12 protein-coding genes and 1 pseudogene are annotated in these 12,970 nt (G+C 70.9%); 7 read left to right on the forward strand and 6 right to left on the reverse strand.

Features of this window, described 5'->3' with window-relative positions; translation table 11 throughout:
* Window positions 1-23: 23 nt before the first annotated feature.
* The 3 genes and pseudogenes from AB0P24_RS24135 to AB0P24_RS24145 all read right to left on the reverse strand — a co-directional run.
* Window positions 24-776: an SDR family NAD(P)-dependent oxidoreductase gene (locus AB0P24_RS24135; RefSeq protein ID WP_365797251.1), complete on the reverse strand. Its 753-nt coding sequence runs from the start codon at window positions 774-776 to the stop codon at window positions 24-26.
* Window positions 777-1,579: 803 nt separating this feature from the next.
* Window positions 1,580-2,254, reverse strand: a complete 675-nt coding sequence (locus AB0P24_RS24140) for a hypothetical protein (RefSeq protein WP_365797321.1) — start codon at window positions 2,252-2,254, stop codon at window positions 1,580-1,582.
* A 67-nt stretch (window positions 2,255-2,321) separates the two neighbouring features.
* A pseudogene (locus tag AB0P24_RS24145) lies at window positions 2,322-2,414 on the reverse strand (hypothetical protein); the annotation flags it as partial.
* A 295-nt stretch (window positions 2,415-2,709) separates the two neighbouring features.
* On the opposite strand from AB0P24_RS24145, the gene AB0P24_RS24150 reads away from it, so the two are divergent.
* From AB0P24_RS24150 to AB0P24_RS24160, 3 genes are read left to right on the forward strand one after another with little or no spacing between them, the layout of a single operon-like run.
* Window positions 2,710-3,774: an aromatic ring-hydroxylating dioxygenase subunit alpha gene (locus AB0P24_RS24150; RefSeq protein ID WP_365797253.1), complete on the forward strand. Its 1,065-nt coding sequence runs from the start codon at window positions 2,710-2,712 to the stop codon at window positions 3,772-3,774.
* On the forward strand, window positions 3,771-3,986 hold the full coding sequence (locus AB0P24_RS24155; RefSeq protein ID WP_365797255.1) for a hypothetical protein: 216 nt from the start codon (window positions 3,771-3,773) through the stop codon (window positions 3,984-3,986). The genes AB0P24_RS24150 and AB0P24_RS24155 overlap by 4 nt, the downstream gene beginning before the upstream one ends.
* Window positions 3,983-4,921 carry a PDR/VanB family oxidoreductase gene (locus tag AB0P24_RS24160; RefSeq protein WP_365797257.1) on the forward strand — a complete coding sequence of 313 codons (939 nt, stop codon included), beginning with the start codon at window positions 3,983-3,985 and terminating at the stop codon, window positions 4,919-4,921. The genes AB0P24_RS24155 and AB0P24_RS24160 overlap by 4 nt, the downstream gene beginning before the upstream one ends.
* On the opposite strand, the gene AB0P24_RS24165 is transcribed toward AB0P24_RS24160, so the two are convergent.
* Window positions 4,872-5,594, reverse strand: coding sequence for a helix-turn-helix domain-containing protein (locus AB0P24_RS24165; protein ID WP_365797259.1), 723 nt, complete (start codon window positions 5,592-5,594; stop codon window positions 4,872-4,874). The genes AB0P24_RS24160 and AB0P24_RS24165 overlap by 50 nt on opposite strands.
* 201 nt (window positions 5,595-5,795) lie before the next feature.
* Between AB0P24_RS24165 and AB0P24_RS24170 the strand changes: the two genes are divergently transcribed.
* Genes AB0P24_RS24170 through AB0P24_RS24185 form a run of 4 tightly spaced genes read left to right on the forward strand, consistent with a single transcriptional unit; the run spans window position 5,796 to window position 9,156 of the window.
* Complete coding sequence (locus AB0P24_RS24170) at window positions 5,796-6,761, forward strand: ABC transporter substrate-binding protein (RefSeq protein WP_365797261.1); 966 nt, start codon at window positions 5,796-5,798, stop codon at window positions 6,759-6,761.
* A gap of 5 nt (window positions 6,762-6,766) precedes the next feature.
* Window positions 6,767-7,540, forward strand: a complete 774-nt coding sequence (locus tag AB0P24_RS24175; protein ID WP_365797323.1) for an ABC transporter permease — start codon at window positions 6,767-6,769, stop codon at window positions 7,538-7,540.
* Window positions 7,537-8,313 carry an ABC transporter permease subunit gene (locus tag AB0P24_RS24180; protein WP_365797263.1) on the forward strand — a complete coding sequence of 259 codons (777 nt, stop codon included), beginning with the start codon at window positions 7,537-7,539 and terminating at the stop codon, window positions 8,311-8,313. Before AB0P24_RS24175 ends, AB0P24_RS24180 begins: the two co-directional genes overlap by 4 nt.
* A gap of 24 nt (window positions 8,314-8,337) precedes the next feature.
* On the forward strand, window positions 8,338-9,156 hold the full coding sequence (locus AB0P24_RS24185; RefSeq protein WP_365797265.1) for an ABC transporter ATP-binding protein: 819 nt from the start codon (window positions 8,338-8,340) through the stop codon (window positions 9,154-9,156).
* Here the strand turns inward: AB0P24_RS24185 and AB0P24_RS24190 are convergent.
* Entirely contained in the window at window positions 9,125-11,269 is a 2,145-nt protein-coding gene (locus tag AB0P24_RS24190) for a discoidin domain-containing protein (protein ID WP_365797267.1), read from the reverse strand. The two genes, AB0P24_RS24185 and AB0P24_RS24190, sit on opposite strands and share 32 nt — an antisense overlap.
* 88 nt (window positions 11,270-11,357) lie before the next feature.
* Window positions 11,358-12,962: an alpha-amylase family glycosyl hydrolase gene (locus AB0P24_RS24195; protein ID WP_365797269.1), complete on the reverse strand. Its 1,605-nt coding sequence runs from the start codon at window positions 12,960-12,962 to the stop codon at window positions 11,358-11,360.
* Window positions 12,963-12,970: the final 8 nt, after the last annotated feature.

Below are 12,970 nucleotides of genomic sequence, written 5' to 3' on the forward strand. Positions count from 1 at the left end.
CCCCGTGGGGCGGTCGGTGCGCGTCAGACGGCCGTACGGCCGCCGTCGACGGGCAGGACCGCTCCGTGGACGAAGCCCGCCGCGTCGCTGGCCAGGTACGCGATCGCCTCGGCGATCTCCTCCGGTGCGGCAGGCCGCCCTGCGGGCGCCTGGGCGGCGAGGGTGTCGAGACCGTCACCCATGCCGGCAGTACCCTCCGTGCGGGTCGGGCCGGGCTCCACGGCGTTGACCCGCACGCCGCGTGGGCCGAACTCGGCTGCCCAGGCCTTGGTCAGCAGGTTCAGCGCCGCCTTGCTGGAGCCGTACAGCGCCATCCCCGCGACGCCGTACTCGGCGACCATGGTGCTGACGTTCACGATCGCGCCGCGGCCGCGCTCGGCCATCGCCGGTGCAAGCTCCGCCACCAGGTAGAACGGCGCCTTCACGTTCAGGTCGTAGACGGCGTCCACGTCGCTGGGCGACGCCTGCTCCGTCGGACCGAACGGGAAGACACCGGCGTTGTTGACAAGGATGTCCACCCCGCCGCCGCCCAGGCGGGCGGCTTCCCGCGCCAGGCGCCGTACCGACTCCGCCTCGCGCAGATCGGCCGCGACGAAGTCGACCTTGCCGCCCCGCTCGCGGATGGCGGCGACCATGCCCTCGCCGCGGGACACATCACGTCCCGCGACCAGCACGTGAGCGCCTCGCTCGGCGAGTAGCGCCGCGGTGGCAGCGCCGATACCGCTGGTCGCTCCGGTCACGAGGGCCACGCGTCCGGCCAGATCAAGAGAACCCATGAGGGCCATCCTTACGCATCGGATTTTAAGGGCAAATCGGACGTACGGGTGTGCCACGTCCGTTGTCCCGTCTCCTCGTCCGTGAGGTGACGGGAGTGGGAAGCGCCCGGCCTTTCCGGTGATTCCGTCTCGGCCATAGGAGGATCCGAGGCCCCCTATAAGCTGCGGGACCCGCCCGTGAACTCCTGGCCCCCGCGGCGGGCGCAGCGCCGCCCGTGCGCAGGTCAGCACGTGTGCAACGCCCAAAGGCGGGGCTTATGACCGCTCTTCGTCAGGCGTATGGCCAGGCTGCGATGAACTGCGGACGCCCCACGGTTACATCCCCCGGACAGCGCACGGATGCGCTTCCGGCCCACGGCGGGCGGCAGGGCTTTGGGCCGTCACCCCGCGTCGAGCGCGACTGCCAAGGAATCCCGCTTCGGTTTGTTTTTCATACCAGGATGTGTATGACGAGGACTGTCGTGCCGGTGTGAAGGTGTGCGGCGTCTTGGATCCGTGGCCAGGCCTGGGCGAACTGGTCGCTGCTGTGGCCGCCAGGACTGTCCCTACTTCGGCCGCCCTGAGTCTCTTGAGTGTGCGGCGCAGGGCGCCGTCGTACGTGATGACGTGGGCGTAGCCGTCGCCGGCCGCAACGCCGCGGTAGGAGGACGGCGTTGTGGCGGTGACCGGGATGACTGCGATGGCGGTGTGGTCGCGTTCGTGGAGGGCGTGGACGTGCCGGGAGCCGGTCTGGGGGGCGATGACGGCGGCAGCGGGGGTCCCCGTCATGGCAGGCCCGCTGTCCGGGATGGCAGAAGAGGATGTCACGTGGTGCAGGTCGTGGTGTGGGCGGGGCAGGAGATGTGTACCGAGAGGTGATCGGTGACCAGGGCCCGGCGGCGGGTGCAGGCTTCGGCGGTGGGGCCGGTGACGATCCAATGCGCGATGCGATCACCGATGCTGGCGCGGGGCGGTGCGGAGACGTGGGTGCCGGTAGCGCGAGTCCACACGAACCGTTCCAGCCAGACCCGTTGGCGCAGGGTTCCGCGCAGGGCGAGGTGTTCGATGCGGCCGGTGTGTTCGGGGCAGAGGAACTCGATCGCGGCAGCGTCAGCGCGGCTGGGGGTCAGATCGGGTGTGCCGCCTGCGGCGAGGGTGGCGAGGGCCTTGGGGAGGTTGATGCCGGTGGCCTCTTCGACGAGGAGAGGGATGAGGTCGCCGGCGGGGCGTCCGTTGACCTCGATGATGCGAGGGCCGCCGGGGCTGAGCCGGAGTTCGATGTGCAGGACGGCCCGGGTGACTCCCAGAGCGCGTACGGCGGCGGTGACGACGAAGGCGAGGACGGGGTCGGTGAGCAGGGGGTCGGCTCCGTCGACGCTGTGTGCTGTTTCCTGGAACTGTGGTTCGGGGCCCAGGGACTTGCGGGTGACGGCGGCGATCCGGACGTGTTCGGGGTTGTCGAGGACGACGGCCTCGACGCTGATTTCGGGGCCCGGTATGTACGACGCCTGTACTTCCCGCGTGGCCCCGAGGCTTGATGACGACGGGGTAGCCCAGCCGGTCGGCGATCTTCACGGCTTGGTCGGGGTCTTCAGCGAGGTAGGACAGCGCTGAGGGAACTCCGTGCTCGGCCAGGAGCCGCCTCGCGGTGGCCTTGATGTGAAAGGCTCAGCGAAGAAGCGAGGCTGACCATCGCGGCAACAGGGCGTATCGACCATCGACCCTGGAACGGTCGAAGTGCTCGATTCGACCCCGATTCGACCCCGCGAGTGGAGGACCAGAAAGTGCACCTCTCCCGGTTCCGACCGGAGAGGTGAAGCGAACTGAATACCACGTGGCAGGCAGCAAACGGCTGACCAGGGAGTTTCCGTCCGACGGAAGTCCTATTGCCGGGGTGGAGGCGACATCGTCATGGTGTTCCCGACACGACGTCGAGGATGACGGGACCCCTCTCATGCCGCACATCACCGCTTTTGCCAGGAACCAGTGGTACGTCGCCGCCTACAGTCACGAGGTCGGGCGCGAGTTGCTCGGGCGGACGATCCTCGGGGAACCGCTCGTGTTCTACCGGGCGGAGGAGGACGGCTCGCCCGTGGCCCTCAGCGACCGCTGTGTGCACCGCCGTTACCCGTTGTCGGAGAGCGGACTGGACGGCGACCGGATCGTGTGCGGGTACCACGGGTTCACCTACGACCGGACCGGCGCCTGCGTGTACGTGCCGGGGCAGAAGCGCATCCCGCGCACCGCCCGGGTCGCCTCCTACCCGGTGGCCGAGCAGGACTCGCTGGTGTGGGTGTGGGTCGGCGACCCGGCGCTCGCCGACCCGGACACCATCCCGCGCGCCCGCCACCTCGACTCCCCCGGCTGGGTGACCGTGCGCGGCATGGAGCCCATCGACGCCGACTACGGCCTCCTCGTCGACAACCTCCTCGACCTCTCCCACGAGACCTACCTGCACGGCGGCTACATAGGCACCCCCGAGGTCGCCGAGACGCCCATCACCACCGAGGTCGACGAGGGCGCCGGGATCGTGCGGGTCAGCCGGCACATGGACGACGCCGAGTGCCCGCCGTTCTACGCCCGTTCGACCGGGATCGACGGCCGGATCACGCGCTGGCAGGACATCGAGTACCACGCGCCGTGCCTGTACCTGCTGCACAGCCGGATCGCGCCGGTCGGTGTGCTGCCCGAGGCCGACGGCAGCGACCCGAACGGCTTCCACACCGAGATCACCTACGCGATCACCCCGTCCGCGGACGGCAAGGTGTACGACTTCTGGATGGTCTCCCGGGACTGGGCGACCGACGACGCCGAGGTCACCGAGTTCCTGCGCGGCAACAACCACACGGTGGTGATGCAGGACGTGGACGCCCTCAACCTCCTCCAGCGGACGCTGGGTTCGGAGCGGGCCGGTTACCAGGAGCTGAGCATCAACATCGACACCGGCGGGCTCGCCGCCCGCCGTATCCTCGCCCGGCTGGTCGAGGAGGGCGACAAGCCCGTGGAGAAGGTCCTGTGACCACGTCGACCGGCAGGACCCGCGAGACCGGCGACACCGGCAGGACCCGCGAGACCGGCGAGATCTACCGCATCGACTGGCTGCCGGGCACCGACGTGCTGCACGGCACCTGTCACTGCGGTGCCGAGCACACCGCCCAGGACCCGGTCGGGATGTGGGAGTGGATGCTCGGGCACCCCGAAGGCCACCAGCCCCCGGAGCGCACCCCATGAGCCTGTACGAAGCCGAACTCGTCGTCGCGGAGCGCGTGTCGGCGGCCGAGGGAGTCGTCGCCCTGACCCTGCGGCATCCGCTGGGCGAGGAACTGCCCGGCTGGGATCCCGGCGCGCACGTCGACGTCGTGCTCGGACCGGAACTGGAGCGGCAGTTCTCGCTCTGCGGTGATCCCGGAGACCGCTCCGGCTGGCGGATCGCGGTGCTCAGGGAGCCGGACGGGCGCGGCGGATCCGCCTACGTCCACGACCAGTTGGGCGTCGGTGACAAGGTGCGGGTGCGCGGACCGCGCAACCACTTCCGGCTCGAATCCGCACCGCGCTACCGGTTCGTCGCGGGCGGCATCGGCATCACCCCGATCCTGCCGATGCTCGCCGCCGCCGAGGCCGCGGGCGCCGAGTGGACGCTGCTGTACGGCGGCCGGACCCGGCGGTCCATGGCGTTCACGGGCGAGCTGGCGCGGTACGGGGACGACCGGGTCAGCGTCGCCCCGCAGGACGAGACCGGCCTGCTGGACCTGGCCGCCGTACTCGACGACGTCCCGGACGGCACGCTCGTGTACTGCTGTGGTCCGGGGGCGTTGCTGGACGCGGTGGAGGAGAGCTGCCCGGCCGGGGTGCTGCGGGTCGAGCGGTTCCAGCCGAAGGCCCGGCAGGGCGGCGAGGAGCGGGAGTTCGAGGTCGTGCTCGCGCGGAGCGGTCGTACGCTCACCGTCGTGCCCGGCGTCTCCGTGCTCGACGCCGTCCGGGCCGCGGGCGTCGAGGTGCTCTACTCCTGCACCGAGGGCACCTGTGGGACGTGCGAGACGGATGTCCTCGAAGGCGACCCCGACCACCGGGACTCGGTGCTCACCGAGGCGGAGCGGGCGGCCGGGGAGACCATGCTCATCTGTGTGTCGCGCTGCCGGGGGGCGCGTCTGGTACTGGATCTGTGATCCGCAGGTCCGCCTCGATCCGCACCACCGCCGTCAGCAGGTGCGGCAGCAGATCGCGGCGGGCCGCCACGGCGGACGTCCGGCCGGAGTGCATCGCCAGGCTCACCCCGGCCACCGCTCGGCCGCTCCGGTCCCGGACCGGGGCGGCCAGTGTCGTCACGCCGTCCTCCGGGTCGCCGTCGAGCAGCACGTACGCCTCGGCGCGTTCGGCTTCCGTCCGGAGGGACAGCAGCACGCGGCCCACCGCCGTTCCGCGCGCCGGGAAGCGCGCCCCCACCGTGACGGCCGCCGCCATGACCCGCCGGGCCGGAACCTGGGCGACACACACGGCCACGTCCGAGTCCAGGACGAACAGCGCCGCCGACTCCCCTGCCAGCGCCACGAGTTGCTCCAGATACGGGACGGCGAGGCGGGGCAGGTCGAGCCCGGAGAGATAGGCGTGGCCGAGTTCCAGGACGCGCGGGGTGAGGCGGAACAGGCGGCCGTCCGCGCGCACGTATCCCAGGTCGGCGAGGGTGAGCAGCAGGCGGCGGGCGGCGGCGCGGGTCAGGTCGCAGGCGCGGGCCACCTCGCTGAGCGTGCGCGCCGGATGCTCGGCGTCGAAGGCGCGGATGACGACCAGGCCGCGCTCGAAGGACCTCACGAAATGCGGTGCGCGGGCGTTCACAGGCATCGTCGCCTCCCCGGTCCGGCATGGCCGACACCCGGACCACGGTGAGAGCGCGGTTCGATAACTGTCAACAATTTTGTCAGCCAAGCCCATTGACCGGGTCCTCCAGCCGGTTCTACCGTCCCGCTGAGCACCCCCGATCGAGCACCACCGTGCGCACTGCGCACAGCCTGTCGGAACACCGTTGTCTGCACAGGAGGAGCCATGCGTCGTCTGCTCGCCGGTCTCGCGACCGGCACCTTTCTGCTCGCCACGGCGGCCTGCGGCTCCTCCGGGGGCTCGTCGTCCACCTCCCCCTCGTCGGGCGGCACCACCACCGTCAAGGTGGGGATCATCCCCATCGTCGACGTGGCCCCCCTCTATCTCGGCCAGAAGGAGGGCTTCTTCGGCAAGCGCGGCCTGAAGCTGTCGACGACGCTCGCCCAGGGCGGCGCGGCCATCGTGCCGGGTGTGACGAGCGGTCAGTTCCAGTTCGGCTTCTCCAACGTGACCTCGCTGATGATCGCGCAGTCCAACGGCGTACCGGTCAAGGCGATCGCCAACGGCGTGGCGTCAACGGGCGTGGCGGGCAGGGACTTCGGCGGGCTGGTCGTGAAGAAGGGCAGCGGCATCACGTCGGCGAGGCAGCTGGCGGGCAAGAAGGTCGCCGTCAACACGCTGAAGAACATCAACGAGACCGCCGTACGCGAGTCCGTGCGCAAGGCGGGCGGCGACCCGGACAAGGTGAGCTTCGTCGAGCTGGCCTTCGACCAGATGCCGGCCGCGCTCGACAAGGGCCAGATCGACGCGGCGATGGCCGTCGAACCGGCCCTTGCCACGATGAAGCTCCAGGGTGCCACCGAGATCGCCGCACCCCTGGTCGACGTGGCGCGGAACCTCACCGTGGCCATGTACTTCACGTCGACGTCGTACGCGCAGAAGAACCCGGCCGTCGTGAAGAGGTTCCAGGAGGCCGTCGCGGAGTCGCTGTCCTACGCCGACGCGCATCCGGACCAGGTCCGGCAGATCGTCACCACGTACACCAAGACCCCGGCGGACGTCCTGGCCCAGGTGACCCTCCCCAAGTGGCCTGCCGAACCGAACCGTTCCTCGATCGGGACGCTGGAGAAGCTCAGCGAACAGGACGGCCTCTTCAAGACGGCGCCCGACCTGGACAAGCTGCTGCCGTGAAAGACGTGAAGGGACTGGACACCGCACTCGGTGCGGCCGGACTCACGGCCTTCCTCGCCCTCGGCGAGGCGGTGCCGCGGCTCGGCCTGGTCAAGGCGGACTACTTCCCGCCGACCAGCAGGATCGCCCGCGCCCTCGGCGCCGAACTCGCCGACGGCGCCTTCTGGTCGGCACTCGGCGACACCCTCACCGGCTGGGCGGTGGGCCTGGCCGTCGCGGCCGTCGCCGGCATCGTGGCCGGGGTCGCCGTCTCGATCGTCCCGCACCTGCGCCAGGCCACCGCCTCCACGGTCGAGTTCCTCCGCCCGATCCCCTCGGTCGCCCTGATCCCGCTCGCGGTCCTCCTCTACGGCACCGGACTCCGCTCGGTCCTCCTCCTCGTCGTCTACGCCTCCTTCTGGCAGGTGCTGATCCAGGTGGTGTACGGCGTCCAGGACGTCGACCCGGTCGCCGAGGAGACGGCACGGTCGTACGGCCTCGGCACCTGGGCCCGGGTCCGCCATGTGCTCTGGCCGACCGCACTGCCGTACGTGATGACCGGCGTCCGGCTGGCCGCCGCGGTCGCGTTGATCCTCACCGTCACCGCCGAACTGGTCATCGGGGCACCGGGGCTGGGGCAGCGGATCGCGGTGGCGCAGGCCTCGCAGGCGGTGCCGGACATGTACGCCCTGATCGTGGTGACCGGTCTGCTGGGGCTGGTCGTCAACGTGGGCGCCCGGTCGGTGGAGCGGCGGGCGCTGGCCTGGCACCAGTCGGTGCGCGGGGAGGTGGCGGTGTGAGGAACGTCCTGCTGAAAGCCGGGTACGTCCTCGTCCTGCCCGCCGTCCTGGTCGCACTGTGGTGGCTGGCCTCCGACGGCAGCACCAACGTGTACTGGCCGCCGCTGCATACCATCCTGAAGACCTTCCCGGACGTGTGGACCGGCCGGCGACTCCGCGACGACCTGCTGCGCAGTGTGCTGCGGCTGCTCGCCGGATACGCGGCGGCGGCCGTGGCGGGCGTGGCCCTGGGCACGGTCATCGGCTCCCACCGGCGGGTGCGGGCGGTGTGCGAACCGGTGCTCGAGTTCCTGCGGGCGGTGCCGCCGCCCGTCCTGGTCCCGGTCATCATGCTGTTCGCGGGCATCGGCGACGGCATGAAGATCGCGGTGATCGCCAGCGGCTGCGTCTGGCCGATCCTGCTCAACACGGTCGAGGGCGTCCGGGCGGTCGACCCGGTGATGGCGGAGACGGCCCGCTCCTACGGCATCACGGGCGCGGCCCGGCTGCGTACGCTGGTACTGCGTTCGGCGAGTCCGCAGATCTTCGCGGGCCTGCGGCAGGCGCTGTCGATCGGGATCGTCCTGATGGTCATCAGCGAGATGTTCGCGGCCAGCAACGGGCTCGGTTTCACCATCGTGCAGTTCCAGCGTGAGTTCGCGATCCCCGACATGTGGACCGGGATCCTGCTGCTGGGCCTGCTCGGCTTCGCGCTGTCGGTGGTCTTCCAGGTGGTCGAGCGGCGGGTGCTCGGCTGGTACCACGGGCTGCGCGCGACGACCCGGCGGTCCTGAATGAACCTCGCGAAGGGGCGGTCCATGCTCGACGTACGCGGCCTGAAGAAGGTCTACGACGGATCCGGACGCCGTATCGAGGCGGTGCGGGACCTCACCTTCACCGTGGCGGCGGGCGATCTGGTCTGCCTGGTCGGCCCGTCGGGCTGTGGCAAGACCACCCTGCTGAAGTGCATGGGCGGGCTGCTCGCCCCGACCGGCGGTGAAGTCCTCCTGGAGGGCCGGAAGGTGACCGGGCCGCCGCCCGGGATGGCGTTCGTCTTCCAGGAGTACGGCCGCAGCCTGTTCCCCTGGATGCGGGTCGCCGAGAACGTCGAACTCCCGCTGAAGCAGAAACGCCTGCCGCGCGGGCGGCGCAGGGAGCTGGTCGCCGACGCGCTCGGCTCGGTCGGTCTCGCGGACGCGGCCGGCGCCTACCCGTGGCAGCTCTCCGGCGGTATGCAGCAGCGGGTGGCGATCGCGCGCGCCCTCGCCTACGAGCCGCACGTGCTGCTGATGGACGAGCCGTTCGCCGCCGTCGACGCCCAGACCCGGGCCGATCTGGAGGATCTGGTCCGGGGCCTGTGGCGGGAGCGCGGTATCACCATCCTGTTCGTCACGCACGACATCGACGAGGCGGTCTACCTGGGCCGGCGGGTGATCGTCCTGTCCGCCTCCCCGACCGTCGTCCAGGATCAGCTGACGGTGGATCTGCCGGACGAGCGCGACCAGTTGCACACGCGGGTCGCCCCGCGCTTCGCCGAGCTGCGGACCCATGTGTACGAGCAGATCCAGGCGGCCAAGCGCGGGGTGCCCCGCAGGGCGGACACGGTCACGGCGTCAGATACGCCTCCACCTCGCTGAACTGGCCTGCCGGCCAGCCGTCGTTGGCGGTGACGGTCAGCCGCAGATAGCGCAGGCTGGTGGAGCTGGGCAGGGGCACGGTGACGGTGTTGCCGGTGGCCGGGTCGAAGCGGTACCCCGTGGAGCCCACCACGGTCGAGTAGTTCGACCCGTCGGTGCTGCCCAGCACGGTGATGGTCTGGGTGCGGGCGGCCCAGGCCGAGGACGGGGGCAGCTTCAGCACCAGCCGGCGGGCCGCGTAGGCGGAGCCGAGGTCGATGGTCAGGGACTGCGGGAAGGCGTTGTTGGTGGACTCCCAGTAGCTGTTCGCGTCGCCGTCGACGGCCTTGCCGGGCGTGTAGACGTCCTGTGAGCCGGTGGCGGTCGCCGGGCGGCCCCCCGCGAGGTTGCGGTTCGGGTCCGGGTCGGGGTTGCCCTGTCCCGGCGCCGGCCAGGTGGAGCAGTCCGCCCAGGTGCCGGACCACCCGGAGTTGCCGCCGGCGTCGGTGAGCGCGAAGGAGCCGGAGTTGGCCGGGTAGGGGCAGTTGTAGATGCCTGCCGCGCCGACGCCGGTGGCGGTGACGTCACGGAAGGCGGCGGCGCCCTGCGCCTCGGCCTGGACCACCACCGTGCCGGTGTTCTGCACGGTCGCGCCGGTCACGTTGACGTTCCGGACCGGGTACCCCTGCCCGCCGCCGGAGACGAACTCGAAGGCGCTGTAAGGGCTGTTGATGATCGTGGTGTTGGTGATGTCGACAGTGGCGTTGATCGCGCTGTCGTAGGAGTCGACGCGCAGCGCGCCCATCGGGTGGTTCCAGTTGGGGTTCATCGCACCGGTGCGCACCAGCGTGTTGCCGTCGACGGTGATCGTGCCGGACAGCGGGGAGAACGGGTCGGCGAACTTCTGGTTGGAGATGGCGATTCCGCTGCCGAGGGCGTTGGTGTCGGAGATCAGGTTGTTCCGCACCGTGATGTCGGTACCGCCGTAGACGGCGATGCCGTTGGCCAGGTTCGGCTGGGAGATGGTGTTGCCGGTGAAGCTGGAGTCGGTGTCGGGCGAGTACAGCGACCACATGGCGAGAGAGTCGTCGCCCTGGTTCCGCAGGAAGTTGTTGCGGACCTGGACGCCGTGGGCGGTGCCGTTGAGGTTGAGGCCGTCGGCGGTGGTGTCGAGGATGCGGTTGTTCTCGACGACGAGGTTGTCGTTGTCGCCCATCAGCCAGAACCCGCACTTGAGGTGCTGGATCCACATGCCGGACACCGAACTGTTCGGCCCGAGCGCGCCGTTGACGAAGTTGTCCGGGTTGGAGTCGACGCGTTCGGTGACCTCGCCGATGACCGCGAAGTTGTTGATGTGGACGTTTCCGGCGGAGCTGGACTGGTCGATGAACCGGGAGGTGTGCACGACCGAGTACCAGTTGCCGGCGCCCAGGAGGGTCACGTTCTGTACGCCGCTCAGGGAGGACGTCAGCTTGTAGTCGCCCGGCGGGATCCACACCGTTCCGCCCTGGGCCGCGGAGATGGCGTCCCGGAAGGCCTGGGTGGAGTCGCCGTTGCCGCTGGGGTCGGCGCCCTTGGAGACGACGGAGACCGATCCGGCGGGCTGCGAGGCGGCCGCGGCGACCTGCTCGAAGTCGGCGACGTCGACGGTGACCTGGGTGCCGGTGGACTCGAAGGCGACCTTGTCGCCCGCCTGGATGTTCTGGCCGAGCAGCAGCCGGGCGTTGTCGAAGAAGTGGTGCTGCCTGGCGCCCGCGATCCAGCCGGTGTCGACATAGGAGTACTTGGAGGTGACGGCCAGGGTCTTCGCCAGTCTGACCCCGTTGACGTACACGTTCAGCGTGCCGGTCTGGCCGTCGGGGACGCTGTAGGAGAGGTTCACGGCGTTGGCCGCCCGGGGTGCGGTGAACTCGACCCGCTGCCCTGAGGCCAGGCGCACGGCCTGGCGGCCGGAGGCCTCCGAGGCGAGGGTGCCCTGGGTGTAGTCGGGGCCGATCCTGGTGCCGGTGGTGGTCGCCGACTCCGCCTCGACGGAGGTGAAGGGGAGGCTGGCGCCGACGGCCGCGTGGGCGGCGGGCGCGATGGCGACGAGCATGCCGGCGGCGAGGGCGACAGCGGCCGCCAATGATGGCATGCTCCTGACAGATCTGGCTGTGGTGCGCTGCATGTCTGATCCCTTCGGTGTGGGGGGAGAGCGGGATGGCGCGAGCGGGACCCGCGGCTCAGTCGGTCAGCCAGGCCGCCGTGTCCCGCGGCAGCCAGCCCGCGTCGTCCAGGGGGCCGCTGCCGAGCAGGAGGTGGGCGTGGTCGGGGAGTTCGACGGGGGTGGCGGCGAGGTTGACCACGCAGGTCAGGCCCGCGCGGGTGAAGGCGAGGACGCCCTCGGGGGCGGGCAGCCAGGTCAGCGGGGAGTCGCCGAAGCGCGGACGCAGGGTGAGGGCGCGCCGGTAGAGGGCGAGCATCGAGTCGGCGTCGTCCCGCTGGCGGTCGACCGCGTACGACTCCCAGCCGGCCGGCTGCGGCAGCCAGGGCTCCGCGCGCGAACCGAAGCCGGCGTACGGCGCCGCGGCCGACCAGGGCAGCGGCACCCGGCAGCCGTCCCGGCCGGGGTCGGTGCCGCCGGACCGGAAGTACATCGGATCCTGGATGCGGTCGGCCGGGATCTCCGCCTCGGGGAGCCCCAGCTCCTCGCCCTGGTAGAGGTAGACCGCGCCGGGCAGGGCCAGCGACAGCAGGGCGGCCGCGCGGGCCCGGCGGGTCCCGAGGGCGAGGTCCGTCGGGACCCCGAAGGCCTTGGCCGCGAAGTCGAAGGCGGTGTCCTCGCGGCCGTACCGGGTGACCGTGCGGGTCACGTCGTGGTTGCAGAGCACCCAGGTGGCGGGGGCGCCGACCGGGGCGTGCTCGGCGAGGGTGGTGTCGATCGAGGTGCGCAGCCGGGCCGCGTCCCAGGGGCAGGACAGGAAGGAGAAGTTGAAGGCGGTGTGGAGTTCGTCGGGGCGCAGGTAGCGGGCGAAGCGTTCGGCGTCGGGGAGCCAGACCTCGCCGACGAAGACGCCGCCGTAGGTGTCGGCCACGGCCCGCCAGGAGCGGTAGATGTCGTGGAGTTCGTCGCGGTCGACGAACGGGTGCGGGTGCGGGTGGGTGGCCAGGTCGGGCAGGTCCGGGTCCTTGGCGAGCAGGGCGGCCGAGTCGATGCGGACGCCGGCGACGCCCCGCTCGAACCAGAAGCGCAGGATGTCCTCGTGTTCCTGGTGGACGGCCGGGTGGGCCCAGTTGAGGTCGGGCTGTTCGGGGGTGAAGAGGTGCAGGTACCACTCGCCGTCGGGCAGCCGGGTCCACACCGGTTCGGTGGAGCCGACGAACTGCGACGGCCAGTCGTTGGGCGGCAGGTCGCCGTGCGGGCCGCGGCCCGGACGGAAGTGGAACAGCTCGCGCTCCGGGCTGCCCGGCCCGGCGGCCAACGCCGCCTGGAACCAGGGGTGCTGGTCGGACACGTGGTTGGGGACGATGTCGACGATCGTCCGGATGCCCAGCTCCCCCGCCTCCGCGATGAGTTTCTCGGCCTCGGCGAGGGTGCCGAAGGCCGGGTCGATGGCCCGGTAGTCGGCGACGTCGTAGCCGCCGTCCTTCATCGGTGACGGGTACCAGGGACTGAACCACAGGGCGTCCACGCCCAGTTCGGCAAGGTACGGCAGCCTGGCGCGGACGCCCGCGAGGTCGCCGGTGCCGTCGCCGTCGTTGTCGGCGAAGCTGCGGACGTACACCTGGTAGATGACGGCCGAGCGCCACCAGTCCTGGTCCTTCGGGGCATGGCTGGGCTGTCCCACGGGGCGAA

The organism is Streptomyces sp. NPDC086519 (assembly GCF_040686075.1).
Lineage (GTDB): Bacteria > Actinomycetota > Actinomycetes > Streptomycetales > Streptomycetaceae > Streptomyces > Streptomyces shenzhenensis.